A 25,034-nucleotide genomic window follows, 5' to 3' on the forward strand; every position below is an offset into this window, starting at 1 on the left:
GCGAGGCAGTACAGGCAGTAGTCGATTACTTGCAGACTACCGAACTCAGGGACACTGATGACGCCACTTTAGCGATGTTTGCCATCCAAGATGCTTACCCGTGCAAGTGACATGGCATTCTCCAGACGAAATCGCAAACCCCGCGTCAGCACTTCCAGCAATTCAATTTCGAAGATCAGGTTCAACGGCGTGATCTTGCCCATGATGCCCAGGTCGCAATCTTTTTCTAAATCCGTCCATAAGGCTGCGGCTGAAACACCGGCAAAAATAGCAACAGAGGCGGTGAGTAATCTGGATCAAGAACGTATGAACGGCCAGCAGCACTCAAGGAAACGAATTTCCCAGAACTTGCGTAGTAGTTCGAGATTAGCTTTCTCTGCTCAAGCACATCAATTGCTCCGTTTACCTGCAAAAGCGTAACGCCTGCAGGGGGCGGAAGCTCATTGACGTTGCAGTCGTTGCCAGCGGTATCGTATTGAGCGATAGCTGTAAGGACCAATTCTTGATGGTCATTAAGGGGGGGGCATTGAGGGGGTTTGCAGCTCCACAACCTTCGTTTCAGCAGCTATCAATTTCCTTCCAGCCGAATTCAGCGACCACACCAAAATCGCCATCAAGAAGAGCGTCAGTAACGGAACGATGATGACTACCCAATGCGGGAGCGCCACATGTTGACCGTTGCGATCAGCTATAAGAAACTCGACCAGCGCCGGGTTTTTGTATGAAGTATTGTGAGTTCGAACATGACTATTGTGAAAAATAAAGCGCGACATAATTAAAAAGTCGGCCTGACTTCGGCTTGTTAAACACTCAATATTACTTTTTTACGCGCTTGGCTTTCGCTTCCGCTGCCTTCTGTACGACAGGGTAATACTCAATGTCTAATCGCCCCATTTTGGGCAGAGGCGTGGAGGCATAGACGCTTTGATTCGGAGCAAACCAATCGGAATCAAAATAGACTTGGACTTCGTTGTTCAAGTCGAACTTCGTGCGCTGGGCCAGACCGCTCAATGCAAAGCCAGCGTCCGAAGGGTCTAAAACAAATTCGCCTGGGTACAGTTTTTCTGTTTTTCGCGTAGTGCCATAGGCAATTCTTACCGCATGGTCATCTTCGAAAACAGCGACTACCAATGCGGGGCGAGCTTTGGGGCCTGGGTTCCCGATGACTTCAGGGAAATGACACCAGACAAAGTCGCCTGGTGCAGGCAGTGGGCGAAAAGGTGTGGTCATTTTTCAATAGAGCCTTTTAGTAATGCGCTCCTCCGGAAGGTCCGTAGCAGGGCTAGCTGCACGAATTGCGGAGACTTGAGCCGGGGTTAGAGGTCCATCGTCTAGCTCGTACTTGGGCAAATAGCGGTCAGCAAATTGCCTCAAGGCGAGGTGGGCGACTTCGGTTTTACTCAAACCGGTCTGATTCATAAGCAACTCGATTGTCGAGATGCTTACCCCTGTTGGCGTGTCCTGTTTGCGTAATCGCAGCAGAAAGCTTTCAGATTTTTCAGTGGTGAGGGTCATGGGGTACTCCAAAGCGTATGTTTCTTGGTAGAGCGTCCGAGCTCTGACTATCCTTCAATCTAGAAGGTGATATAGATTCTATATCTCTCCAGTGAAAAAGCAATCACCCCAAGCCGTGGTACTCAGTCAGCGAGTGGGTGGCAGCATAGGCGCCATGGGAAAGTGACTAACATCACCCCCCATGGCGGTCTGATACCCCGAATGTCCAGGGCACCTATCAGAAAGGCTGGCCGCTATTTTGCGGCTTTCTTGTCCTTCCGATCAGGTCTGGGTGTCACCGCCTTCACCACATCATCAAGCAGCGCTTTACCCATCGCCGTTAAATAGTGCGCGGCCCAGGCATGACGGTCGGTGTCTCTTACGTAGGCGGCGTCTTCCGTGAACGCCTTGGCCAGGAACAGAAAATCAGAGGCCTGTGCCAATGCATCACTCACAGGCACTCCAGCGCTGACGTGGAACATCGCTTTGCCTGAACAGTAGATGGGGGTGAAGCCGATGGTTTTTGCTTCTGCTGATTCGGTCATTTGCCACCTCCAGTGACGGAGATGCAGCGGGATCGACAGTGAGAATTGAGGTGAGGGAAGCGCAGAAATTTGTACGGGTTTACAGTGTGCATTGTCTACTCCTTGACGTTAGGAGCTGCCGTTTTCGTTACCAAGCGAATGGGTGGCAGCTGCGCGCAGGTTGGTAAACCGGGAGTCAAGGAGACCGGCACGCCCGAAGGCGTCCCACGCACAGCCGCCATAGCACAAGATTACTGGTGAAAAAACCAGCATTGTGATGGGGACGCTGTTGCGTAACTCGTCGGGTTACCAAGCCCGGTCGCTGAATGTGCAGCGACGTCTGGAGAGTATCCCGCCGAAGATATGGCCAACAAGGCGGCAACCTGCCCAAAAGCACAGCAAGCGTACCCCCTTACGCAACTCTCGGATTTTGCCTACAACTTCAGCGAGAGTCACCCGGATATTCTGGCGCCGGCTCCACTCTGACAAAGACGCGAAGCCTTACCAAAGTTCGTGATGCTCGGATTTTCCTTAAACAAGCAGTAGTCCCGCCGTGAACGTCATGAATTACCAAGGCTACGCCGCCCGAATCTGGATACATGCGAGAAAAAAAGGCGCATCCCGCCCATTAGCTATCATGCAATAAAGAGCGAAATCACCGGATAGCGGGGAAGAGCATGAATAGATGGCGGCGGCTTTGGTTGATTATCAAGCTGATTGCAGCCTTGGCGGCCTGTGTGGCCGTCGCTGTTCAGGCTTTTCTCTACATGCTGGACAGCTCCGACGCCGTGCAAATTCATCCATTGAGCATTTTGGTTGTCGGGCTGATTTTTGGCTTCATTACTTTTGGACTTCTCTCATTGATTGAGAGGGGTGTGTTGCGACTGGTGGCCCCGATTATTTCCAGACCTCAAGCAGAACCTGAAGACGATGCCGGTGCAATGCCGGAACGGCCACTGACCTTTTCAACCGAAGACCCCACTCATCAGAGAAACCTGTGACCTTGCGCTGGCAGCTTTCGCAAGAGCCCGTGGACGGATCTCACAGGCGTAATTTCGGGCTGACACAAACGAGAGAATCGTCCTACTTCGCACGCGGATACGTCCGAGATTGATCGAAGGTATATTCGTTTTTCAGCGAAGGCATCCTTAATGACTTCGCGGTCGAGCAGGTGGCTGGACGTTACGCACCATCTTCTGGTTGATCGGTTAATCGATGATTTATTCCCTCAAGGAGGAGGTAGCGATGTACAGCAGCAGTGAAGATGGTTTTCAGAGTAATGATCAGACCGGGGTGTCACGAGGCAAGCCAGTGCCTGGGGATCTTCATCTGGATACCGGGCGGTTGGCCAACATTTTCAAAGCGCGAATAAAGAATACCGGGTGCCCGTTCTGTGAGCATGATGAGTGGGAGTTACCACTCCAGGCCGGGGCGACGGGTGTCGGGTTGCCTTGGGCGTGTGGCAAAGAGTATTTCCGCTCCGGCACGCCGGCGGTGATGCTTAATTGCAAGTACTGCGGATTTATTCGCCTGCATTCGCTCAATGTGCTGGCAGATATCGTCGTCGAAGACAGCAGCAAAACCGTAGCGCTGGAGGTCTGCGATGAGTGAACCTTTTGTGCTGGTAAACCTTGATGAGCATTACCCCGACCGCTTCCCGAGCAACAAAAGAAGTGGCACTGACGAGAATGGACGAAGACCATCAGGTCCTCCAGGAGAAAACCCATTGGAACCGCGAGTATCTAAACTTGAGACGCATATCGAATACGTCCGACGTGACATTGGTGACCTTCGCGTGGAGTTTCGTGAGCACCGTCAAGAGGCTCGAACGGATTTTCGGGAGCACCGCAAAGACGCTCGAACGGATTTTCGTTTACTGTTCGGCGCGTTGATCACCACGGCGCTGGGCTTGGCAGCCATGATGGGAAAAGGGTTCGGTTGGTTGTAAATGAGCGAGTAAAAAGAAAAACCGGCTAAACGCCGGTTTTTTCGTGCAATTTGCCGACACCCTGATTTTTCTCCGCTCTGAGGTCGCCAGCCCCTCAAAACGAAGGCGGCGTAATCACCCAGATCACCACCGCGTCCACCTCACCAGGATTGCCATACCGATGCGGCTCCTGGCTCGAAAAGCTGAAACTGTCCCCTTCATTCAGCTGGAAATAACGCTCCCCCACCCACAGCTCAAAACTCCCCGACAGCAAATACCCAGCCTCTTCCCCTTCATGGCTGTAACTCTGCTGACTGTAAGTCCCGGGCGGAAACCGTGAGTGCAGCATTTCCAACTGCCGATTCGGCTGCGGCGTCAGCAGCTGGTCCACAATCCCGTCCTCATAATGCACGCTCATCCGGGTGTTCTTGCGCACCACAACGCCGTTATCTTCAGGCGCTGTATTGCCCTCGCTGGCAAAGAACCATTGGATGGTCACACCCAAACTGCGGGCGATATTGAACAGCGCAGGAATCGACGGATAAGCCAGATTCCGTTCCAGCTGGCTGATATACCCCGCCGTCAGCTCGCTCATCTGCGCCAGTTCCGCCAGGGTCATGCACCGACGTTTACGCAACCCACGAATCCGTGTGCCGAGAAAATGCGGTTCTGCCGTGGCGCTGTCCTGTGTGGGCGCGCTGCTGGCAGGCGGCATCTTGCTGCTGTTGCTCATGGCGTGCTCCAAACCGGGGTGTGTAAAAGCCCCGGAGTATAAAACAGCCTCAAAGCGCCCAGGCGACTTTCAAACCTTCGTAGATGGCTTCTTCGGCGGTGCGCGGGGCGAGGCAGTCGCCGATGCGACGAAATTCCACCAGACCTTGCAGCTCGGCGCCGAGGGTGTCGACGGGTTGATGGCCCTGGCAGAGCACCAGTGTGTCGATGTTTTCGAAGAGCATCGGTTCGCCGCTGGCGGTGTGTTGCAGGTAGACGGTGTTGTCGTCGCAGCCGTAGAGGCGGGCGTAGGGGGTGATCGGGATGCCGAGTTTGTGCAGTTCGCCGGCCAGTTGATCGCGCACGTACAGCGGCAGGTTTTCCCCGCAATGGGTGCCGTTGACGGCGAGTTGCACCTGGTGCCCGGCGCGTACCAGACGTTCGGCGATGCCGGGGCCGATCCAGTCGGCGCGCCAATCGACGACCACCACGGAACGACCGATTTGCACCTCCTCGCGCAGCACTTGCCAGGCGTCTACGACCTGCAGTTCGCCGCCTCGCTCGAAGTTCGGCCAATACGGTTCGGCGCCGGTAGCAACGATCACCATGTCCGGCCGCTCGCGTTCGACCAGCGTCCGGTCCACGCGGGTATTGCGCACAACGCGCACCCCGGCCAGCTCCATTTCGCGTTGCAGGTTGGTGCTGGCGCCGCCGAATTCGGCACGCCGGGGCAGCAGTTGCGCCAGCAAGACCTGGCCGCCGAGTTGCGAACTGGCTTCGTAGAGTGTCACGTCATGGCCGCGCTGGGCGGCCACGGCGGCGGCTTTCATCCCGGCCGGTCCGCCGCCGGCGATCATGATGCGCTTGCGTTGGGCGGCTGGTTGTCGCTGGCCGAAGATCAGTTCACGCCCGGTTTCCGGGTGCTGGATGCAGGAAATCGGCAGGCCTTTGTGGAAGTGGCCGATGCAGGCCTGGTTGCAGGCGATGCAGGCGCGCACGTCTTCGACATGGCCAGTGTCGGTTTTGTTGGGCATTTGCGGGTCGCAGATCAGGGCGCGGGTCATGCCACAGACGTCGGCTTGCCCGCGAGCCAGAATCAGCTCGGCTTCTTGCGGTTGGTTGATGCGCCCGGTGACGAACAGTGGAATCGACAACCCGGCCTTGAACGTTCCGGCTTCCTTGGCCAGGTACGCGGCTTCGATCGCCATCGGCGGCACGATGTGCACGGCGCCGCCCAACGAAGCCGAGGTGCCGGCGACGATGTGCACGTAGTCCAGAATTGGTTGCAGGGATTGCACGGCGGCCAGGGATTCGTCCTCGGTCAGCCCCTCGGGATCGCGTTCATCGGCGGAAATGCGCAGGCCGACGATGAAGTGCTCATCGGTGTTGGCGCGCACCGCCGCGATCACTTCACGCAGGAAACGCAACCGCTGTTCCAGCTCGCCGTTATAGCCATCGGTGCGACGGTTGACCCTGGGGTTGAGGAATTGCGCCGGCAGGTAGCCATGGCTGGCGACCACTTCCACACCGTCGATTCCGGCCTGGTACAGACGTCGGGCAGCGGCACCGTAACCGGCGACGATCTCGTCGATCATCGCTTGATCCAGCGCACGCGGCATCACCCGGAAACGCTCGTTGGGCACCGCTGACGGCGAGTAGGCGACGGCCAGCAAGCCATCGCTGGACTCCATGATTTCCCGACCTGGATGGAAGATCTGCGACAGCACCACGGTGCCGTGCGCATGGCAACGTTCAGCGATCGTCCGATAGCCCTCGATGCAAGCGTCGTCAGTGGCCATCAGCACATGGGAGGTGTACCGCGCGCTGTCATGCACCCCGGCCACTTGCAACACGATCAGTCCGACGCCACCTTCGGCCCGAGCGGTGTGGTAAGCGATCAGTTGCTCGTTGACCAGGTTGTCGGTGGGCATCGAGGTGTCGTGACCGCTGGACATGATGCGGTTCTTCAGGCGTTTGCCACGCAGCTGCAAGGGTTCGAACAGGTGTGCAAAAGCGGGGGACGAGGTCGGCATGGGACGGTTACTCCAGGCAGGCTGCAGCCGAAAGGCCGGCTTTTCGGTGTTGTTATTATTTGCCTATAGAAATTTACCTGTAGTAAAAAATCAACTTGTTTTTTTACTGCGCCTCGCAGTAGATTCGTCTGGCGCCCGCACCTGGGGCGAACCTCACAACAATAAAAAAGGGCCACGCCGACGTTAAGTCGAGTGGCACCGGCAAGAGGAACCACTGATGAAATCGAATACGCTCAAGCACGGTTTTTATCCCTTGTTGCTGTCCTTGGCCGTCAGCCTTGGCAGCGCTCAGGCAGCACCGGACATGGTGGTGGTGGGTTACGGCGGCGCCGGCCAGAAAGCCCAGGATGTGGCGTTCTTCCAGCCGTTCAGCATTGCGGATCGCAGCAAGCTGATTCAAAGCGAATACAACGGTGAGATGGCCCGGATCAAAGTGATGGTCGACACCGGCAACGCCGATTGGGACGTGGTGCAGATAGAAGGCCCCGACCTGATGCGCGGTTGCGATGAAGGAATGTATGAAAAACTCGACTGGAAAACCCTCGGTCGCGTCGAACAATTGATTCCCGACGCCGCGCAGCCGTGCGGTTCGGCAGCGCTGGTGTGGAGCGTGGCGATTGCCTACGACACGCAGAAGCTGGCGCAGGCTCCGACGTCGTGGGCCGACTTCTGGGATGTGCAGAAAACCCCCGGCAAACGCGGGCTGCGCAAGCGTGCTGTGTATAACCTGGAGTTCGCGTTGCTGGCCGACGGCGTGAAAGTCGAAGACGTTTATTCAGTGTTGAACACGCCGCAAGGTGTCGACCGGGCCTTCGCCAAGCTCACCGAGCTCAAACCCTACATCCAGTGGTGGGAAGCCGGCGCGCAACCGGCGCAATGGCTGACGGCCGGGGATGTGGTGATGACCTCGACGTACAGCGGACGTGTGGCCGCAGCCGCGCAAAACGGCAGTCACCTGGGGCTGGTGTGGCCGGGCAGTCTGTATGGCATGGATTACTGGGCGATCATCAAAGGCTCGAAACATGTCGATCAGGCCAAGCGCTTTATCGCGTTCGCCAATCAGCCGGACGCGCAGGTCAAGTATGTCGAGCAGATCCCTTACGGCCCGACCAATACGCAAGCGGCAGCCAGACTCGACGGCAAACTCGCGCAATGGGTACCCACGGCGCCGCAAAACTTGAAAGGCGCGCTGTCGATGGACGTGGCGTTCTGGGTCGATCACGGCGAAGAACTCGAAGAGCGTTTTAATGCCTGGGCCAGCAAGTAGCCGCTGGCGGCTGGACGTTTCACCGCGTCCGGCCTTACTGTTTTGCGCAGTCGATCACCCTGGAGACCCACAACAATGAACGAGATCGCCCACCCACTGCGCAGCACGACGGAACAGCATCTGCGCGAGGAACTGGCCGCCTGTTATCGATTGATCGCGCACTTTCGCATGACCGATCTGATCTTTACCCACATCTCGGTGCGACTGCCGGGGCCTGAGCATCACTTCCTGATCAATCCATACGGGCTGATGTTCGATGAGATCACCGCGTCGAATCTGGTGAAGATCGGCCTTGATGGCCGGGCCGTGGAGCCGTCGCCGTATCCCGTGAATCCGGCAGGTTTTGTGATTCACAGCGCCATTCATGGTGCCCGTGACGATGCGCAGTGCGTGCTGCACACCCACACCCGATCCGGCTGCGCGGTCGCGGCGTTGAAGTGCGGGTTGTTGCCGGTGAATCAGATCTCCATGGAGTTCTACGGGCGGGTGGCCTATCACGACTATGAAGGCGTGGCGCTGGACATGAGCGAACAGCAGCGCCTGGTGCAGGACCTTGGCGACAAGCCGGTGCTGATGCTGCGTAATCACGGTTTGCTGACCGTTGGCCAGACCGTGGGGCAGGCCTTCTTGCGCATGTACTACCTGGAAAAAGCCTGTGAAATCCAGCTCGCTGCGCAAGCTGCCGGTGAGTTGGTCTTGCCGCCGAGCGAGGTGTGCGAACACACCGAACGTCAGTTCAATGATCCTGGCCGGCCGCTGGACGAAGGGGAGTTGAGCGACCCGGATGCCATGCAGTTGGCCTGGGCCGCGCTGTTGCGATTGCTTGAGCGGGTGGCGCCGGGTTATCGCGACTGACTGGAGACTTGCCACGCTCTTGCTGTACAGTCGTTCAGCCCGCGGCTTTCACCGCCGCGCCCTAATGATTGATCCACGGAGAGTGTCGCGCATGAGTCAGGAAGCCCGTTTTTCCCGCATGGAGCCGGAGTTGCGCAAGGCCAACCTGATCGAAGCCACGCTGGTTTGCCTCAAGCGCCACGGCTTTCAGGGCGCATCGATCCGCAAGATTTCCGCCGAGGCCGGCGTCTCGGTCGGGTTGATCAGCCATCATTATTCCGGCAAGGACGAATTGGTGGCCGAGGCCTACCGGGCGATTACTGGCAGGGTCATGGGGTTGCTGCGCGACGCCATGGAACACGCGGCACCCAGCGCTCGGGAACGCTTGTCGGCGTTTTTTCGCGGCTCGTTTTCAGCCGAATTGCTCGACCCGCAATTGATTGATGCCTGGCTGGCATTCTGGGGGGCTGTACGCACGGCGGAATCAATCAACCTCGCGCACGAGCATTCCTACGGCGAGTATCGCGGCATCTTGCGTAAAGTCCTGACCGAATTGGCGCAGGAGGAGGGCTGGGAACACTTCGATGCCGACCTGGCCGCCATCAGCCTTAGCGCGTTGCTTGATGGTTTGTGGCTGGAGTCGGGACTCAACCCGGGCACCTTTACCCCGGAGCAAGGCATTCAGATTTGCGAAGCCTGGGTCGACGGCTTGCAGGCCGGCGGTCGTCAACGGTTTTGCGTTCAGACGACGGGCTGTTGATCGGTCGTTCAGCTGCCGATACTCTCTGGCGCCAAGGCAACAAAACACTCTAATAAGAAACACGCCTTCGGGCATACGCGGGACACCTAGCGATGACTCCTCGGGTACTGATCGTCGATGACGATCCGCTGATTCGCGAACTGCTGCATGCCTACCTGTCCCAGGAAGGTTATGACGTGCATTGCGCCGCCACCGCGGAGCTGGCCGAAACCTTTCTGGCGAGCCAGACGGTGGATCTGGTGATGCTCGATATCCGCTTGCCGGGCAAGGACGGGCTGACCCTGACCCGGGAGCTGCGGGTCCGTTCGGAAGTCGGGATCATTCTGATCACCGGGCGCAACGATGAAATCGATCGCATCGTCGGCCTCGAATGCGGCGCCGACGACTACGTGATCAAACCCCTCAACCCACGCGAGCTGGTGTCCCGGGCGAAAAACCTGATACGCCGGGTTCGCCACGCGCAGGCGCCCCAGCCGGTGGCGGCCATTGCAAAACCGGTCAAGCAATTCGCCGACTGGGCGCTGGACACCGATCGCCGACGGCTGATCGACGCCACTGGCAGCGAAACCCTGCTGACCCACGGCGAATACCAGCTGCTCAGCGTGTTCCTGCGCAACAGCGGCCACACGTTGAGCCGCGATCAGTTGATGGACCAGATCCGCAACCGCGAGTGGGTGCCCAATGATCGTTCCATCGACGTGTTGGTCGGACGTTTGCGGCGCAAGTTGCACGACGACCCGGCCGAGCCGCAGTTGATCATTACCATCCACGGTGCCGGTTACCTGTTCACCGCCAGCGTAGCGGCCTGACTCTTATGTGGCGGCTGTTTGCGCTGCTGCTGGGGGTGGTCGCCCACAGCACAATGGCGGCGGAAAAGATTCGCTATTGCGACTATCCGGTCTACCCGCCGATCTCCTGGAGTGACGGCAAGCAGGTGCGCGGCCTGGCCCCGAGCGTGGTGAAAAACCTCTTCGAGAAACTCGGCTATGAAGTCGACATCATCGTGCTCGGCAACTGGAAGCGCTGCCTGCTCGACGCCGCTGAAGGCCGGGTCGATGTGGTGTTGGCCTACAACACCGCACAACGTGAGCAGAGCATGATGTTTTCCACGGTGCCGGTGTTGCGTGAAGAGGTCGCACTGTTCATCAACCGCCAGCGTCCGGTGAAATTCGAGCGTCTGGAGGACCTGGCCCATTACCGTGGCGGGCTGCTGTTCGGTGAAAGTTATGGCGTGGAATTCGACCGCTTGGTCGCACAGCACCAAAACATCGAGTGGGTCTCTGACAGCCGCCAGAACTTCGGAAAACTGATTCGCGGGCGCATCGACTTCATCACCTCGGAGCGACGCACCGGCGAGCTTTACGTCGAGAACCTGCCGGGCGCACAAGACATCGTCGCCTTGCCGACCTCCTTGAGCGTTGACTACCTGCGGATTGCGGTATCACGCCGTTCACCACTGGCCAGCCGCATGCCGGACATCGATGCGCAACTCAAACGCATGGTCGATGCCGGGGAGGTCGAGCGTTTGCTCGACGAAAGCGAAGTCACGTACCGTGACATGATCAACCTGCCGGCGAATTCGAAATGATCGGCGCACGGCCCGGGGGGCTGTTGCGGCGTCTGCTGTTGTTCATTCTGTTGTTCAGCCTGTGCTTCACCGTCCTGGCGAGCACCGTGCAGTTGTACTTCGAATACCGCCGCGAGATGCGCGAGATCGATTCGCGCATGGAGCTGATTCGCGCCGGGTATCTGGCCAGTCTGGAGCGCAGTCTCTGGGACTTGAACCAGGAACAATTGAATGTGCAGTTACGCGGCCTGGTGGATTTCTCCGACGTGGCACGGGTGCATCTGATCAGCCCTGATTTCGATCTGCTGCATGGCAACGCGGAGCCGGTCGGGCCGTTGCGCATTGAGCGTTTTCAATTGGACTATCAACCGCCGTCCGGGCCGTTGCGGCATCTGGGCCAGTTGGAGGTCAGCACCGATCTGGGCGCCGTGCACCAGCGTTTGTATGCCACCGGTTTGACCAGCCTGTTATGGATGAGCGTGTTCTTATGCGGGCTGGCGGTGGCGCTGTCGGGGCTGTTTTACCGCTTGGTCACGCGGCACCTGCAAGTCATGGCCGAGTTCGCCCGGCGCGTTGCCGCTGGTGACTGGCACGACCCCTTGCAGCTGGACAAGCGCCGTGGCGCCGACGAGGACGAAATCGACACCGTGGCCCATGCGCTGGACGACATGCGCCGGGCAATCCTCAGTGACATTGACCGCCGGGAAACCGATCGACTGGCCCTGCAAGACAACCGCGATGAACTGCTGCGAAGGGTTGAGCGCCGCACCGCCAGCCTGATGCGTGCCAAGGATGAGGCCGAAGCGGCCAACCTTGCGAAATCACGGTTCCTGGCGACCATGAGCCACGAACTGCGCACGCCGCTCAACGGCATCCTTGGCATGGCCGAATTGCTGCGTGACGCCCACTTGGATGAGCGCAACGGCAAACGTCTGGATGCGTTGTACAAGGCGGGCGAAGGGTTGTTGTCGATTCTCAATGAAGTGCTGTATTTCGCTCGATTGGAGGAGGGCGTCAGCCACCCGGAACCGGTCGACTTTTCCCTCCAGCGGTTGCTCGACGAGGTGCTGACGCTGCTGGAACCGCGCGCGCTGAGCAACGACACGACGCTGCACTGCCGGATGGATCCGCAAGTCGCGGGTCGCCATCGCGGCGCCGAACAATTCTTGCGTCAGGTATTGAGCAACTTGCTGGCCAACGCGATCAAGTTCACCGAAGGTGGAGAGGTCAGAGTCGAGGTCGTGCTGCTGGCTCCCAACCCGCAACAGACCGGGCAACGGCTGCGCCTGAGCGTGACGGACAACGGCATCGGCATTGCGCCGGCGGTGCAGGATAAGATTTTCGAGCGCTTCACGCAGGCCAGCGAGGAGGTGGCGCAACGTTTCGGCGGAACCGGTCTCGGATTGGCCATTTGCAAACATCTGGTGGAGCAGTTGGGCGGGCAGATCGGTGTTGAAAGCCAGGTCGGGCAGGGCAGCTGTTTCTGGTTTGAAGTGACGTTGCAACCGTCGACCGGCACCCCCGAGGTAGCGTCAAGCCGCGAACCCGGCAAGTCGCTGAAGATTCTGGTGGTCGAGGACGTGGCGCTGAACCGTGAAGTGGTCAGCGGCTTGCTGCAACGGGACGGGCATCAGGTCTGGCTCGCCGAAGACGGCGAGCAGGCGCTGATGCAATGCGCCGGGCAGACGTTCGATTTGATCCTGCTCGACGTGCACCTGCCGGGCATCAGTGGCGTCGAGTTGTGCACATTGATTCGCGGCACCGAAGGCCCGAACCGCCGATGCCGAATCTTCGCCCTGACCGCCAGTGTGCAACCGGCGCTGGTGCGCGGTTATCTGGATGCCGGGATGGACGGCATTCTCGCCAAACCTCTGAAACTCGACAATCTGCGTCAGGCCCTGGCCGGGCATCCACCCATACCCACGCCGCAGCCTGTTGACGAGGCAATGGATTGGCCGCTGCTGGACACCCACCGCACCTTGCTCGGTGAACAGAAACTCCAGGGACTGCTGGCGGTGTTGCGCGATTCGATCAGCCAGCATCGCGAAGCGCTCACGGAAGCGATCGAGGCCGACGATTGCACCGAAGTCGCTCACCTGGCGCATCGCCTGGCCGGCAGCAGCGATTCATTGGGCTTTCGTGCATTGGCCACTGTGCTGCGCGCGCTGGAAGAGGCTGCGCTGCTCAACGACGAATCAAGGTTGCGGATATTGGCACCGCAGGTTCACGCGCACTTGCAGCATTCGCAACAGACGCTGACCGACCTGCTGCACCCCTGACATACAAGTTCGTTACGACTTTTTACAACTTCGAGCGTTAAGGTCAACGGGAGCTTACATGGCCTTCCAATAATCGAGATAACCGCCACAGCGCGGTCTTCGAAGCTTATTGGAGATAATAATAATGAACCGCCGTAAAGCTGATCCCTCCTCGCGCCACGCGCACCTTGCTGATGGGGTGCGGACATGAGCGAATCTATCGAACGTAATGGCATCCACCTGACCCGCGCTTTAAAAAGCCGACACATTTTCATGTTGTCCCTGGGGGGCGTGATCGGCACGGGGTTGTTTATGGGCTCCGGAGTGACGATCAATCAGGGCGGGCCGGTGGGGGCGATTCTCGCTTACCTGGTCGCCGGTTTCCTGATGTACCTGGTGATGGTGTGCCTGGGCGAATTGTCCGTGCAAATGCCGGTGTCCGGCTCGTTTCAAACCCACGCGACCAAGTTCATCGGGCCGGCCACCGGCTTCATGATCGGCTGGGTGTACTGGATGAGTTGGGCGACCACCGTGGGCCTGGAGTTCACGGCGGCAGGCATGCTGATGGAACGCTGGTTTCCAACCATTCCGATCTGGTACTGGTCGGCGCTGTTCGTGGTGGTGCTGTTCGGCCTGAATGCGTTGGCCACACGCGCTTTTGGTGAAGCGGAATACTGGTTTTCCGGGATCAAGGTCGCGGCGATCCTCGGGTTTATTGTGGTCGGCGTGCTGGTGATTTTCGGCGCGATCCCACTGACCAGCGGTGCACCGGCACCGATGATGACCAACCTGATCGGCGATTCGCTGTTCCCCAACGGTTTGTCGGCGGTATTCGCAGTGATGATGACTGTGGTTTACGCCTTCCAGGGCTGCGAGATCATGGGCGTGGCCGCCGGCGAAACCGATCAGCCGGAAAAAAGCATCCCGCGCGCCGTGCGCAACGTGGTGTTTCGCGTGTTGATTTTCTATGTGCTGGCGATCGTGGTGCTGTCGGCAATCGTGCCGTGGCAGCAGGCCGGGTTGATGGAAAGTCCGTTCGTTCAAGTGTTCGACATGGTCGGCATTCCTTATGCGGCTGACTTGATGAACTTTGTGATTCTTACGGCGATTCTGTCGGTGGGTAACTCGGGCCTGTATGCCTCTACGCGCATTCTGTGGGCGATGTCCAAGACCGGCATGGCGCCGAAAAGCCTGTCGCCGTTGAGCAAGCGCGGCGTGCCGTTGCGGGCGCTGAGCATCACCTTGTGCTTCGCGCTGGTGTCGTTGATGACCAGCTTCGTCGCGGCGGACACGCTGTTCATGGTGTTGATGGCGGTGAGCGGCATGTCGGGCACGGTGACCTGGATCGTGATCGCGCTGGCGCAGTACAAATTCCGCAAGGCTTACCTGCGCGATGGCGGCAAGCTCAGCGACTTGAAATACCGCGCGCCGTGGTTCCCGCTGTTGCCGCTGACATGCATTGCGTTGTGCTGTTCGCTGTTCGTGTTCCTGGCATTGGATGAAACGCAGCGCCCTTCGCTGTATTGGGGCTTCGGGTTTATCGCGGTGTGCTACGCCGCGTACTTCCTGACTCAACGCAAGCGCCAGGCGGTGCTGGCACCGAGCTTGCCGACGGCGTAGCGGTACACGCCAAGACAAAACCCTATGGGAGCAAGCCGTGGCGAGAGGATCAATCCCCTCGCCACGGCTTGCTCCCATCGTTGTTTTTGGTGGGTTACGCGCTGTAGGCAGTTGTTCAAAGTTGTAACAGCGCAGTCGTCGCATGGCTGGATGTCAGAACTTAAACCAATAAAATCAACTACTTACTAAGTAATCGCGGCTGTTACAGCCCGTTCTTCAGCCAATTGCCGTCTTACTGAACACTCGTTTAGTATGGCCCTAAGTCGCACCACCTCACGCCAAACACAATAATTCGAGGATTCGCATGACTACTCACATTTCTCTGCTGTGCCAAGTAAAAGCCGGCGTGGCCTGGATCACCCTCGATCGCCCCGATCAGCGTAATGCGCTGGACATTCCGACCCTGAAAAACCTGCACGCCGTGCTCGATGAGTTCAACGCCGATCCCTCCGTTCGGGTCGTGGTGCTGACCGGCAGCGGCCGCAGTTTCTGTTCCGGCGCGGATCTCGCCGAGTGGGCCGATGCCGAAGCCCGTGGCGCCCTCGAAAGCTACGGCTGGACCGAAACCGCCCATGCATTAATGAGCCGTTTGTACAGCCTGGAAAAACCGACCATCGCCGCCATCAACGGCACCGCCGTCGGCGCCGGGATGGACCTGACGCTGTGCTGCGACCTGCGCATCGCCGCGCAATCGGCGCGCTTCAAGGCCGGCTACACCAGCATGGCCTACTCGCCGGACGCCGGTGCCAGCTGGCATCTGCCGCGCCTGATCGGCACCGAACAAGCCAAGCGCCTGCTGTTCCTCGACGAGTTGTGGGGCGCCGACCGTGCCTTGGCCGCCGGTCTCGTCGGCGAAGTCTGCGCCGATGAACAACTGCACGACGTGACCACCGAATTGGCCACGCGCCTGGCCAACGGTCCGACGTTCGCTTTCGCCCAGACCAAAAAACTCATGCGCGAAGGCGCCCAGCGCAGCCTGCCGGAGCAACTGCAAGCCGAGCTCGCCGCCGGCCTGCTTTGCGGTCGCAGCAAAGACGGCGCCGAAGCCTTGCGCGCCGCCATCGAAAAACGCCCGGCACACTTCAGCGGCCAATAGGCCCGATGACTGGCCTCGTACACCTACTCAGCACATGAACAACAGGTAGCCCCATGAATTTCCAACTGACCCAAGAACAAGACATGTTGGTGGACGCGGTACGCAGCTTTGTCGCCAAGGAACTGCTGCCTCATGAGGAAGCGGTCGACCGCGCCGACGAAGTCTCCCCGGAGCTGGCGGCACAGATCCGTGGCAAGGCGATTGCGGCAGGTTTCTATGCCTTCAACATGCCCGAAGAAGTGGGCGGTGGTGGCCTCGATTACCTGTCCCAGGCGCTGATCGAGCGTGAACTGTCCAAGGTTTCGTGGGCGCTGCATGTGTTTGTCGCGCGGCCGTCGAAAATCCTCATGGCCTGCACCGGCGAGCAGATCAACGACTACCTGCTGCCGTGCATCCAGGGCGAGAAAATCGATTGCTTCGCGCTGACCGAGCCGGGTGCCGGTTCCGACGCCAACGCGATCAAGACCCGTGCCGTGCGCGACGGCGATGACTTCATTCTCAACGGCAGCAAGCACTTCATCAGCCACGCCGGTCACGCCGATTTCGCCATCGTTTTCGCGGTCACCGACACCTACGAACACAACGGCAAACAGCGCAACGCCGTGACGTCGTTCCTGGTCGACCGCGACACGCCGGGCATGACCATTCGCCGGGGTCCCAAGTGCGTGAGCAACCGCGGTTATCACACCTTTGAAATGTTCTTCGACGACTGCCGCGTCCCCGCCAATAAAGTGCTGGGGGAAGTGGGCAAGGGCTGGGACGTGGCCAACGCCTGGCTCACGGCCGGACGGGTGATGGTCGCCGCCAACTGCGTCGGCCAGGCGCAACGCGCGCTCGACGTGTCGCTGCAATGGGCCGCCGACCGCAAGCAGTTCGGCCAGCCGATCGGCACCTACCAGGGCATCTCGTTCAAGCTCGCCGACATGGTCACGCAGATCCGCGCCGCCGAACTGCTGACCTTGCACACCGCCTGGAAAATGGACCAGGGCACCATGACCGACGGCGAGGCCGGCATGGCCAAGTTGTTTGCCAGTGAAGTGCTCGGCAAGGTCGCCGATGAGGCGGTGCAGATTTTTGGCGGCATGGGCCTGATGGACGAATGCCCGGTGGAACGCATCTGGCGCAACGCGCGGATCGAGCGCGTCTGGGAAGGCACCTCGGAGATCCAGCGCCACATCATTTCCCGCGAATTGCTGCGGCCACTGTTGCGCTGACCGGTCGGGAGAATGGCTATGTCGCAAACGATTCGTGACAACCTCAAACGCATGCTCGCACCGCGCCACCTGGCGTTTATCGGTGGCCGCAGCATGGCCCGCGCGCTCAAGCGCTGCGCCGACGGCGGTTACCTTGGCGAGATGTGGCTGGTCAATCCGCAGCACGACAGCCTTGAAGGCGTGCCGTGTGTGCGCCGTATTGCCGATCTGCCGTGCGGCCCGGACGCGGTGTTCATCGCGACCAACCGCGAGCTGACCCTGACCTGCGTTGCCGAACTGGCCGCCAAGGGCGCAGGCGGGGCGATCTGCTACGCCTCCGGGTTCGCCGAAACCGGTGCCGAGGGCCAGGCTTTGCAGCAACAATTGCTCAAAGCCGCCGGCCACATGGCCTTGCTCGGCCCCAACTGTTACGGCCTGCTCGACTACTTGCACAGCTCCGCGCTGTGGCCGGTGGCCCATGGCGGAAAACCGGTGGAGAAGGGCGTCGCCGTCCTGACCCAAAGCGGTAACTTTGCCTACAACCTGTCCATGAGTGACCGCTCGCTACCAGTGGCCTACATGGCGTCGGTCGGCAATCAGGCGCAACTGGGCATCGCCGAATTGATGGACGTGTTGCTCGATGAGCCGCGCGTTACCGCCATCGGCTTGCACCTCGAAGGCCTGAAAAACGTCCCGGGTTTCGCCCGCGCGGCCCACAAGGCATTAGAGAAGGGCATTCCGATCATCGCCTTGAAAACCGGCGTGTCGCAGATCGGTGCCGAGCTGGCGCTGAGTCACACAAGCTCCCTGTCCGGTTCCGATGCGCTGTACGACAGTCTGTTTGCGCGCCTCGGCGTGATCCGCGTCAGCGGCCCGGTGAGTTTCGTCGAAACCTTGAAAGCGGCGGCGTGCGGCAAGTTGCCGGCGGGCAACAGCCTGATCGCACTGGCCTGTTCGGGAGGCGATGCCGGGCTGATCGCCGACTACGCCGAGCGCAACGAGCTGAGCTTGCCGAAACTCGACGAAGGTCAGCGCGATGAGCTGGCGCAAGTGCTGCCGAGCTACGCCAATCTGGTCAATCCGCTGGATTTCACCACGGCGATCTGGGGCGACGGCGAAGCCTTGAACCACATGCTCGACAGCGCCCTGCGCACCGAAGCCGATGCGGCGATGCTGGTGCTCGATTACCCGGCCGAATTTACCGGCGAACGCAAGGAATGCGACCTGCTGCTGGAGCTGTTCTGTGCAGCGCTGATCCGCCACGGCAAGACCGGTTTTGTCACCTCGGCTTTCCCGGAATTGCTGCCGGCCCACGCTCGCGAACGTCTGCATACCCAAGGCGTGGCGGCGTTGCAAGGCGTCGAAGACGGGCTGGCCGCGTGGGGGCGGATTGCTGGCTATCAACGCAACCGTCAGGCGCTGCTGGCGCTCGGTGAATCAGTGCTGGTGCCGCACTGCCCTCAGGCGCTGGAAGGCGAAGGTCGCTTGCTCAATGAATGGGATTCGAAAAAAGCGTTGCGCGCCTTCGGCCTGCAGACGCCCAACGGCGTGTTGAGCTCACCAGACGAGGCGTTGAGCGACGCCAACGTGCTGGGTTACCCGTTGGTATTGAAAGCGGTCAGCTCCCAACTGCCGCACAAAACCGAAGCCGGCGCCGTGGCGTTGAACCTCAAGGACGGCGCCGCTCTGAACGCTGCCCTGGAAAAAATGCGCGCCAGCCTCGTCGATTACGCGCCGCACGTGCCGTTCGATCAGGTGCTGCTGGAGCCCATGGCCAAGCCGCCGTTAGCCGAGCTGATCGTCGGCATCAAACGCGAAAACGACTTCGGCCTGGCCCTGGTCATCGGCGCGGGCGGAGTTCTGGTGGAGTTGCTCAAGGACAGTCGCAGCCTGTTGCTGCCCACCACCGATGGCGCCATTCGCCAAGCGTTGCTCGGCCTGCGCAGTGCCGCGTTGCTGCAAGGTTTTCGCGGTCGCCAAGTGGCGGATCTGGACGCGCTGGTGGCGGCGATTCGAGCGGTGGCCGATTACGCCTGCGAGAACGCCGGGCAGTTGCTGGAACTTGATGTGAACCCATTGTTGGTCGGTGCCGATGGCACGACTGCGGTCGATGCGTTGATTCGCCTCGGCCACGAGTGAGGACTTGAATATGCAAAGCACAACATTGACCGGCGGCCAGGCCCTGGTCCGCCTGCTGGCCAACTACGGCGTCGACACCGTGTTCGGCATCCCCGGCGTACACACGCTGGAGTTGTACCGTGGCCTGCCCGGCAGCGGCATTCGCCATGTGCTGACGCGCCATGAGCAAGGCGCCAGTTTCATGGCCGACGGCTACGCCCGAGTCAGCGGAAAACCGGGTGTGTGCTTCATCATCACCGGGCCGGGCGTGACCAATGCCGCGACCGGCATCGGCCAGGCCTATGCCGACTCGATTCCGATGCTGGTGATATCCAGCGTCAACCACACCGCCAGCCTCGGCAAAGGCTGGGGGTGCCTGCACGAAACCCAGGACCAGCGCGCAATTACCGCGCCGATCACGGCGTTTTCGGCGGTAGCCCTTAGCGCCGAAGACCTGCCCGAATTGATCGCCCGTGCCTACGCGGTGTTTGACAGTGAGCGTCCGCGCCCGGTGCACATTTCCGTGCCGCTCGACGTGCTGTCGGCAAAGGTCAGCCGCGACTGGAGCAATGAAGTGGTGCGTCGCCCGAGCCGTGGCGTACCGGCCGCTACGGCGCTGGATCAGGCCGTGGCCAAACTGCAAAGCGCCAAACGGCCGATGATCATCGCCGGCGGTGGCGCATTGAATGCGCAGCAGCAAGTGCATGAACTCAGCACCCGACTCGCCGCGCCTCTGTTTACCAGCGTGGCCGGCAAAGGCCTGTTGCCGCCGGATGCACCCCTCAATGCCGGCTCGACCCTATGCGTCGAGCCGGGCTGGCAACTCATCGCCGAGGCGGACGTGGTGCTGGCCGTTGGCACCGAAATGGCCGACACCGATTTCTGGCGCGAGCGTCTGCCGCTGAATGCCGAGCTGCTGCGCGTGGACATCGACCCGCGCAAGTTCAACGATTTCTACCCGTGCGCGGTGGCGCTGCAAGGCGATGCGCAACACACCCTCGCCGCGTTGCTGGAACGTCTGTCGCCCGCCAACCGCGATGCCAGTGCAGCGATCGCGTCCGTCGCAGCGCTGCGTGAAGCGGTGCAAAACAGCCACGGTCCCTTGCAGTCGATCCATCAAGCGATACTCGAACGTATCGCTGCGGAGCTGCCGGACGATGCCTTCATCAGCACCGACATGACCCAACTGGCCTACACCGGCAACTACGCCTTCAACAGCCTGACACCACGCAGCTGGTTGCATCCGACCGGCTACGGCACGCTGGGTTATGGCTTGCCGGCGGGCATCGGCGCCAAGTTCGGCGCGCCGCAGCGGCCGGGTCTGGTGCTGGTTGGCGACGGCGGTTTTCTCTACACCGCGCAGGAACTGGCCACCGCCGTCGAAGAGCTGGACAGCCCGCTGGTGGTGTTGCTCTGGAACAACGACGCGCTGGGACAGATCCGCGACGACATGATCGGGCTGGATATCGAGCCGATTGGCGTGCTGCCGCGCAACCCGGACTTTGCCGCCCTTGCCCGTGCGTTCGGTTGCACGGTGAGCGAGCCGCAAAGCCTGGCCGAGTTGGAAACCGACTTGCGCCACGGTTTCAAGCGCAACGGCGTGACCCTGATCGAACTCAAGCACGCGTGCGCGCAGTGACTCCAATTTTGTAAAAAGGATACCGCCATGCGCTTTTCCGATCTGACTCAACGCATCGCCGGTGACGGCGCTGCCGCCTGGGACATTCACTACCGCGCTTTGGCGCTGAAAGAGCAGGGCGAAGACATTTTGCTGCTGTCAGTCGGCGACCCGGATTTCGACACCCCGGTGCCGATTGTGCAGGCGGCCATCGACAGCCTGTTGTCCGGCAACACCCACTACGCCGACGTGCGTGGCAAACGCGCACTGCGTGAAAGCATCGCCCGGCATTACGCCAAACGCAGTGGCCAGCACGTTTCGGCGGAGCAGGTCACCGTGCTCGCCGGGGCGCAATGCGCGTTGTTCTGCGTGGCGCAGTGCGTACTGAATCCGGGCGACGAAGTGCTCGTCGCCGAGCCGATGTACGTCACTTATGAAGCCGTGTTCGGTGCCTGCGGTGCGGTGGTGATTCCGGTGCCGGTGCGTTCCGAAAACGGGTTTCGGGTGTTGCCCGAAGACGTCGCCACCCGCATCACGCCGCGTACCCGGGCGCTGGCACTGAACAGTCCACACAACCCGTCCGGCGCCAGTTTGTCGCGCAGCACCTGGCAGGCGCTTGCAGATTTATGCATCACCCACGACCTGTGGCTGATTTCCGATGAGGTCTACAGCGAGTTGCTGTTCGACGGCGAACACATCAGTCCGGCGAGTTTGCCGGGCATGGCCGAGCGCACCGCGACACTCAATAGCCTGTCGAAATCCCACGCCATGACCGGCTGGCGCATCGGCTGGTCAATCGCGCCACCGGCGCTGGCCGAGCACCTGGAAAACCTCGCGCTGTGCATGCTCTACGGTTTGCCGGACTTCGTGCAGGACGCCGCCGTCGTCGCGCTGGAAAGCAACCTGCCGGAACTGGACACGATGCGCGAAGCCTATCGCCAACGCCGCGATCTGGTCTGCGAATACCTGGCCGACTGCCCCGGCGTGCGGGCCTTGAAACCCGATGGCGGAATGTTCGTGATGGTCGATATCCGCGACACCGGGCTCAGCGCCCAAGCGTTTGCCGACCGCTTGCTCGACCGTCATGGCGTGTCGGTGCTGGCCGGTGAAGCCTTCGGTCCGAGCGCAGCCGGGCATATTCGCCTGGGCCTGGTGCTGGGCGCAGAACCCTTGCGTGACGCCTGCCAGCGAATCACCCGTTGCGCCACTGAACTGATGGAAGCCCATGTCTATGCATAACCACAAGACGCTGTTTATCGATGGCCGCTGGCAGACCCCGTCGGGGCAGGGCATCGCCGAGGTCATCAATCCGGCCACTGAAGAGGTCGCAGGTTCGGTGCCGCTGGGCGATGAGCGCGATGTCGACAACGCGGTGGCTGCGGCGCGCCGGGCCTTCGGTCCATGGTCGCGGACGCCGTCGAGTGTTCGCGCCGGTTACCTGCGTGCCCTCGCCGACCAGTTAAGTGCCCGGGCCGATGAAATGGCTGCGGTCATCACCACCGAGTTGGGGATGCCGGTGCAATGGTGCCGTTCGGTGCAGGTCGACGGGCCCATCATCGGCCTGGAGCAATACGTCGAACTCGCCGGCTTGATGGATGAAGTGCGCGAGGTCGGTAATTCGCTGGTCATCCGCGAGGCGGTCGGTGTGTGCGCCTTCATCAATCCGTGGAACTACCCGCTGCATCAACTGATCGGCAAACTCGCCCCGGCTTTGGCCGCCGGTTGCACCGTGGTGGTCAAGCCGAGTCAGGAAACGCCGTTGCATGCCTTTTTGCTGGCGCAGATGATCGAAGCGATCGGGTTGCCGGCCGGCGTATTCAACCTGGTCAGCGGACCGGGCTCGAAAGTCGGCGAAGCGCTGGCCAAGCACCCGGACGTGGACATGGTGTCGTTCACCGGCTCCACCGGTGCCGGGGTTCGCGTGGCGCAAGCGGCGGCGCCTTCGGTGAAGCGCGTGTGCCTGGAACTGGGCGGCAAGTCGCCGCTGTTGATTGCCGAGGATGCCGATCTGGCTGCCGCCGTGCGCTACGGCGTGCAGGACGTGATGATCAACTCGGGGCAGACCTGCACTGCGTTGACCCGAATGTTGCTGCCGGCCAGTCGTTACGCCGAGGCCGTGGAACTGGCGATTGCCGAAACCCAAAGCCTGCGCATGGGCGATCCGCTGGACCCGCAGAGTTTCCTCGGGCCGATGTGCTCGGCGGCGCAGCGTCGCACCGTGCATGACTACATTCAGGCCGGACAACAAGAAGGCGCGCGGCTGGTTTTCGGCGGCGAAACAGCGCAAGCGTTTGAACGCGGTTACTACGTCAGCCCAACGCTGTTCGCCGATGTCGATAACCGCATGCGCATCGCCCAGGAAGAAATCTTCGGGCCGGTGCTGTGCCTGATTCCCTACACCGATGAAGCGCAAGGGATTCAGATCGCCAACGATTCGCCGTTTGGCTTGTCCAGCGGTGTCTGGGCCGGCAGCACTGAACGCGCCTTGCAGCTGGGACGACAGTTGCGTGCCGGGCAGTGCTTTCTCAACGGCGCGGCGTTCAATTATCAGGCGCCGTTCGGCGGCTACAAACAGTCAGGCAATGGCCGGGAATGGGGAGAAGAAGGGCTCAATGAATTTGTGGAAGTGAAGGCGATCCAGGTGTGACCGTTGACGATTCAAACGATCTGCGCACGGTTATCGCCCACCCATAAAACCTGTAAACGTTTAGGAAATTGCCATGAAAGTCTTGATTGTCCACGCTCACCCGGAGCCGAAATCCTTTACCGCCGCCCTGCGTGACCAGGCGGTGACGACGCTTGAGGCCCAAGGGCATGAGGTCCGGGTCAGCGACCTGTACGCGATGAACTGGAACCCGGTGGCCAGTGCCGATGACTTTTCCTCGCGGGAGAACCCCGAGTACCTGGTGTACGCGCTGGAGCAACGGCTGGGGGTGAAGAGCCAGTCGCTGGCGCCGGACATCCAGCAAGAACTCGACAAACTGCTGTGGGCTGACTTGCTGATCCTGAACTTCCCGATTTTCTGGTTCTCCGCCCCGGCGATACTCAAGGGCTGGATTGATCGGGTGTTGGTGTCGGGTATTTGCTACGGCGGCAAACGTTTTTACGACCAGGGCGGATTGAGCGGCAAGAAGGCGCTGGTTACCGTCACCCTGGGCGGCCGTGAGCATATGTTCGGTGATGGCGCGATTCATGGTCCGCTGGAGGATATGTTGCGGCCGATCCTGCGTGGCACGCTGGCCTATGTCGGGTTTGACGTGCTCGAGCCGTTCGTGGCCTGGCATGTGCCGTACATCAGTGACGAAGCACGCAAAGATTTCCTGCAGGGTTATCAGCAGCGTCTGGAGCATCTGAGTGATGACCGGCCGATGCAGTTTCCGCGCTTGTCGCAGTTTGATGAGGCGTTGTATCCGTTGCCTGGTTGAAAGGGGCTTTTGGCGGGGGCTTGAGGGTGTGTTTTCCGGCCCCATCGCGAGCAGGCTCGCTCTTACAGAGGGTTTGTGTACGCCACAGATCTCCTGTGGGAGCGAGCCTGCTCGCGAAGGGGCCAGCGAGTTCAACCCCGAAAAACGAAATATGCCGAAGCTGTTCCCGATCACTGAACAGGTTCGGCAGAGGTGATCGGGTTTAGATTTCCTTCACCGGCGTTTCACCCTCAACCCCTTTGATCAACCCGATGGCATGCAGGCAATCCGCCTTGTTCACATACGACTCGCCACTGGCGATCGTCTCGTGGTTCCCCGCCCTCAAGCGCCAGCGCCATTGTCCTTTGCCGGTGCTCGGCGTGCCTTTGGATTGCCTGTAAATCTCGAAATACATTCTGCTCGCTCCATGCGATGGGTCATCGCGACAACCTGTGTGTCGCATCGGGGGCAAGCCTAGCGGAGCTGGGTTTTTTGGCCATCAGGCATTTGTTTCCAGGCATTTGAAAATATTTCAGCCCGCGCTGCCGGGTCGGTGTGGATGGCCAAAACCCCCGCAGTTTCGCCCTTGCATCACCTCCCTCGGTCCTGC

The 25,034-nt window shown here is 60.4% G+C and carries 24 protein-coding genes; 17 read left to right on the forward strand and 7 right to left on the reverse strand.

What is annotated here, in order from left to right; all coding sequences use genetic code 11:
* Positions 1–68: 68 nt before the first annotated feature.
* The 4 genes from JIO00_RS29925 to JIO00_RS07205 form a co-directional block, all read right to left on the reverse strand.
* Positions 69–203, reverse strand: coding sequence for a hypothetical protein (locus JIO00_RS29925; RefSeq protein ID WP_267912144.1), 135 nt, complete (start codon positions 201–203; stop codon positions 69–71).
* A 613-nt stretch (positions 204–816) separates the two neighbouring features.
* Positions 817–1,230: a hypothetical protein gene (locus JIO00_RS07195; RefSeq protein ID WP_200667878.1), complete on the reverse strand. Its 414-nt coding sequence runs from the start codon at positions 1,228–1,230 to the stop codon at positions 817–819.
* Between the two features lie 3 nt (positions 1,231–1,233).
* Positions 1,234–1,515 (reverse strand): hypothetical protein, encoded by a 282-nt coding sequence (locus JIO00_RS07200; RefSeq protein WP_131060378.1) that lies wholly within the window; start codon positions 1,513–1,515, stop codon positions 1,234–1,236.
* Between the two features lie 233 nt (positions 1,516–1,748).
* Positions 1,749–2,039 (reverse strand): DUF3077 domain-containing protein, encoded by a 291-nt coding sequence (locus tag JIO00_RS07205; RefSeq protein WP_010462217.1) that lies wholly within the window; start codon positions 2,037–2,039, stop codon positions 1,749–1,751.
* A 656-nt stretch (positions 2,040–2,695) separates the two neighbouring features.
* Between JIO00_RS07205 and JIO00_RS07210 the strand changes: the two genes are divergently transcribed.
* The 3 genes from JIO00_RS07210 (at position 2,696) to JIO00_RS07220 (ending at position 3,966) form a co-directional block, all read left to right on the forward strand.
* On the forward strand, positions 2,696–3,019 hold the full coding sequence (locus JIO00_RS07210; RefSeq protein WP_145307381.1) for a hypothetical protein: 324 nt from the start codon (positions 2,696–2,698) through the stop codon (positions 3,017–3,019).
* A gap of 244 nt (positions 3,020–3,263) precedes the next feature.
* Positions 3,264–3,629 (forward strand): hypothetical protein, encoded by a 366-nt coding sequence (locus JIO00_RS07215; protein WP_200667880.1) that lies wholly within the window; start codon positions 3,264–3,266, stop codon positions 3,627–3,629.
* A complete protein-coding gene (locus JIO00_RS07220; RefSeq protein ID WP_197678981.1) occupies positions 3,622–3,966 on the forward strand; it encodes a hypothetical protein in 345 nt (114 codons plus the stop codon). The genes JIO00_RS07215 and JIO00_RS07220 overlap by 8 nt, the downstream gene beginning before the upstream one ends.
* Before the next feature lie 94 nt (positions 3,967–4,060).
* Here JIO00_RS07220 and JIO00_RS07225 read toward each other — a convergent pair whose 3' ends face one another.
* Both JIO00_RS07225 and JIO00_RS07230 read right to left on the reverse strand, forming a co-directional pair.
* Complete coding sequence (locus JIO00_RS07225) at positions 4,061–4,660, reverse strand: cupin domain-containing protein (RefSeq protein ID WP_200668613.1); 600 nt, start codon at positions 4,658–4,660, stop codon at positions 4,061–4,063.
* Positions 4,661–4,727: 67 nt separating this feature from the next.
* Positions 4,728–6,689: an oxidoreductase gene (locus JIO00_RS07230; protein ID WP_200667882.1), complete on the reverse strand. Its 1,962-nt coding sequence runs from the start codon at positions 6,687–6,689 to the stop codon at positions 4,728–4,730.
* A gap of 217 nt (positions 6,690–6,906) precedes the next feature.
* On the opposite strand from JIO00_RS07230, the gene JIO00_RS07235 reads away from it, so the two are divergent.
* From JIO00_RS07235 to JIO00_RS07300, 14 genes are all read left to right on the forward strand, one after another.
* Positions 6,907–7,956: an ABC transporter substrate-binding protein gene (locus JIO00_RS07235; RefSeq protein WP_200667884.1), complete on the forward strand. Its 1,050-nt coding sequence runs from the start codon at positions 6,907–6,909 to the stop codon at positions 7,954–7,956.
* 75 nt (positions 7,957–8,031) lie between these two features.
* The gene (locus tag JIO00_RS07240; RefSeq protein WP_083374819.1) at positions 8,032–8,811 is read left to right on the forward strand and encodes a class II aldolase/adducin family protein; all 780 of its coding nucleotides are present in this window, start codon (positions 8,032–8,034) and stop codon (positions 8,809–8,811) included.
* Positions 8,812–8,902: 91 nt separating this feature from the next.
* Complete coding sequence (locus JIO00_RS07245; protein WP_010462200.1) at positions 8,903–9,550, forward strand: TetR family transcriptional regulator C-terminal domain-containing protein; 648 nt, start codon at positions 8,903–8,905, stop codon at positions 9,548–9,550.
* A 92-nt stretch (positions 9,551–9,642) separates the two neighbouring features.
* Entirely contained in the window at positions 9,643–10,359 is a 717-nt protein-coding gene (locus JIO00_RS07250; RefSeq protein ID WP_010462198.1) for a response regulator, read from the forward strand.
* Positions 10,360–10,364: 5 nt separating this feature from the next.
* A complete protein-coding gene (locus JIO00_RS07255; protein WP_010462196.1) occupies positions 10,365–11,138 on the forward strand; it encodes a substrate-binding periplasmic protein in 774 nt (257 codons plus the stop codon).
* A complete protein-coding gene (locus JIO00_RS07260) occupies positions 11,135–13,396 on the forward strand; it encodes an ATP-binding protein (protein ID WP_200667885.1) in 2,262 nt (753 codons plus the stop codon). Before JIO00_RS07255 ends, JIO00_RS07260 begins: the two co-directional genes overlap by 4 nt.
* Before the next feature lie 186 nt (positions 13,397–13,582).
* On the forward strand, positions 13,583–14,995 hold the full coding sequence (locus JIO00_RS07265; RefSeq protein ID WP_010462192.1) for an amino acid permease: 1,413 nt from the start codon (positions 13,583–13,585) through the stop codon (positions 14,993–14,995).
* Between the two features lie 304 nt (positions 14,996–15,299).
* Positions 15,300–16,091 (forward strand): enoyl-CoA hydratase/isomerase family protein, encoded by a 792-nt coding sequence (locus JIO00_RS07270; protein ID WP_077750041.1) that lies wholly within the window; start codon positions 15,300–15,302, stop codon positions 16,089–16,091.
* Positions 16,092–16,144: 53 nt separating this feature from the next.
* Complete coding sequence (locus JIO00_RS07275) at positions 16,145–17,305, forward strand: acyl-CoA dehydrogenase family protein (protein ID WP_010462188.1); 1,161 nt, start codon at positions 16,145–16,147, stop codon at positions 17,303–17,305.
* An 18-nt stretch (positions 17,306–17,323) separates the two neighbouring features.
* Positions 17,324–19,423, forward strand: a complete 2,100-nt coding sequence (locus JIO00_RS07280; RefSeq protein WP_200667886.1) for an acetate--CoA ligase family protein — start codon at positions 17,324–17,326, stop codon at positions 19,421–19,423.
* Between the two features lie 10 nt (positions 19,424–19,433).
* Positions 19,434–21,041 (forward strand): 5-guanidino-2-oxopentanoate decarboxylase, encoded by a 1,608-nt coding sequence (locus JIO00_RS07285; RefSeq protein ID WP_200667887.1) that lies wholly within the window; start codon positions 19,434–19,436, stop codon positions 21,039–21,041.
* Between the two features lie 27 nt (positions 21,042–21,068).
* Positions 21,069–22,259, forward strand: a complete 1,191-nt coding sequence (locus JIO00_RS07290; protein WP_200667888.1) for a pyridoxal phosphate-dependent aminotransferase — start codon at positions 21,069–21,071, stop codon at positions 22,257–22,259.
* Positions 22,252–23,667, forward strand: a complete 1,416-nt coding sequence (locus JIO00_RS07295; RefSeq protein ID WP_010462179.1) for an aldehyde dehydrogenase family protein — start codon at positions 22,252–22,254, stop codon at positions 23,665–23,667. The genes JIO00_RS07290 and JIO00_RS07295 overlap by 8 nt, the downstream gene beginning before the upstream one ends.
* A 73-nt stretch (positions 23,668–23,740) precedes the next feature.
* Positions 23,741–24,445, forward strand: coding sequence for an NAD(P)H-dependent oxidoreductase (locus JIO00_RS07300; protein ID WP_145307363.1), 705 nt, complete (start codon positions 23,741–23,743; stop codon positions 24,443–24,445).
* Between the two features lie 202 nt (positions 24,446–24,647).
* Here JIO00_RS07300 and JIO00_RS07305 read toward each other — a convergent pair whose 3' ends face one another.
* Positions 24,648–24,839 (reverse strand): YegP family protein, encoded by a 192-nt coding sequence (locus JIO00_RS07305; protein WP_010462174.1) that lies wholly within the window; start codon positions 24,837–24,839, stop codon positions 24,648–24,650.
* Positions 24,840–25,034 lie beyond the last annotated feature (195 nt).

It is taken from the genome of Pseudomonas sp. SW-3 (assembly GCF_016615645.1).
In the GTDB taxonomy this organism is placed as follows: domain Bacteria; phylum Pseudomonadota; class Gammaproteobacteria; order Pseudomonadales; family Pseudomonadaceae; genus Aquipseudomonas; species Aquipseudomonas mandelii.

Excerpts from the sequence above, each read along its gene's own strand:
- JIO00_RS29925 (WP_267912144.1), bottom strand. The coding sequence starts at position 203 with ATGGGCAAGATCACGCCGTTGAACCTGATCTTCGAAATTGAATTGCTG.
- JIO00_RS07195 (WP_200667878.1), bottom strand. The coding sequence starts at position 1,230 with ATGACCACACCTTTTCGCCCACTGCCTGCACCAGGCGACTTTGTCTGG.
- JIO00_RS07200 (WP_131060378.1), bottom strand. The coding sequence starts at position 1,515 with ATGACCCTCACCACTGAAAAATCTGAAAGCTTTCTGCTGCGATTACGC.
- JIO00_RS07205 (WP_010462217.1), bottom strand. The coding sequence starts at position 2,039 with ATGACCGAATCAGCAGAAGCAAAAACCATCGGCTTCACCCCCATCTAC.
- JIO00_RS07210 (WP_145307381.1), top strand. The coding sequence starts at position 2,696 with ATGAATAGATGGCGGCGGCTTTGGTTGATTATCAAGCTGATTGCAGCC.
- JIO00_RS07215 (WP_200667880.1), top strand. The coding sequence starts at position 3,264 with ATGTACAGCAGCAGTGAAGATGGTTTTCAGAGTAATGATCAGACCGGG.
- JIO00_RS07220 (WP_197678981.1), top strand. The coding sequence starts at position 3,622 with ATGAGTGAACCTTTTGTGCTGGTAAACCTTGATGAGCATTACCCCGAC.
- JIO00_RS07225 (WP_200668613.1), bottom strand. The coding sequence starts at position 4,660 with ATGCCGCCTGCCAGCAGCGCGCCCACACAGGACAGCGCCACGGCAGAA.
- JIO00_RS07230 (WP_200667882.1), bottom strand. The coding sequence starts at position 6,689 with ATGCCGACCTCGTCCCCCGCTTTTGCACACCTGTTCGAACCCTTGCAG.
- JIO00_RS07235 (WP_200667884.1), top strand. The coding sequence starts at position 6,907 with ATGAAATCGAATACGCTCAAGCACGGTTTTTATCCCTTGTTGCTGTCC.
- JIO00_RS07240 (WP_083374819.1), top strand. The coding sequence starts at position 8,032 with ATGAACGAGATCGCCCACCCACTGCGCAGCACGACGGAACAGCATCTG.
- JIO00_RS07245 (WP_010462200.1), top strand. The coding sequence starts at position 8,903 with ATGAGTCAGGAAGCCCGTTTTTCCCGCATGGAGCCGGAGTTGCGCAAG.
- JIO00_RS07250 (WP_010462198.1), top strand. The coding sequence starts at position 9,643 with ATGACTCCTCGGGTACTGATCGTCGATGACGATCCGCTGATTCGCGAA.
- JIO00_RS07255 (WP_010462196.1), top strand. The coding sequence starts at position 10,365 with ATGTGGCGGCTGTTTGCGCTGCTGCTGGGGGTGGTCGCCCACAGCACA.
- JIO00_RS07260 (WP_200667885.1), top strand. The coding sequence starts at position 11,135 with ATGATCGGCGCACGGCCCGGGGGGCTGTTGCGGCGTCTGCTGTTGTTC.
- JIO00_RS07265 (WP_010462192.1), top strand. The coding sequence starts at position 13,583 with ATGAGCGAATCTATCGAACGTAATGGCATCCACCTGACCCGCGCTTTA.
- JIO00_RS07270 (WP_077750041.1), top strand. The coding sequence starts at position 15,300 with ATGACTACTCACATTTCTCTGCTGTGCCAAGTAAAAGCCGGCGTGGCC.
- JIO00_RS07275 (WP_010462188.1), top strand. The coding sequence starts at position 16,145 with ATGAATTTCCAACTGACCCAAGAACAAGACATGTTGGTGGACGCGGTA.
- JIO00_RS07280 (WP_200667886.1), top strand. The coding sequence starts at position 17,324 with ATGTCGCAAACGATTCGTGACAACCTCAAACGCATGCTCGCACCGCGC.
- JIO00_RS07285 (WP_200667887.1), top strand. The coding sequence starts at position 19,434 with ATGCAAAGCACAACATTGACCGGCGGCCAGGCCCTGGTCCGCCTGCTG.
- JIO00_RS07290 (WP_200667888.1), top strand. The coding sequence starts at position 21,069 with ATGCGCTTTTCCGATCTGACTCAACGCATCGCCGGTGACGGCGCTGCC.
- JIO00_RS07295 (WP_010462179.1), top strand. The coding sequence starts at position 22,252 with ATGCATAACCACAAGACGCTGTTTATCGATGGCCGCTGGCAGACCCCG.
- JIO00_RS07300 (WP_145307363.1), top strand. The coding sequence starts at position 23,741 with ATGAAAGTCTTGATTGTCCACGCTCACCCGGAGCCGAAATCCTTTACC.
- JIO00_RS07305 (WP_010462174.1), bottom strand. The coding sequence starts at position 24,839 with ATGTATTTCGAGATTTACAGGCAATCCAAAGGCACGCCGAGCACCGGC.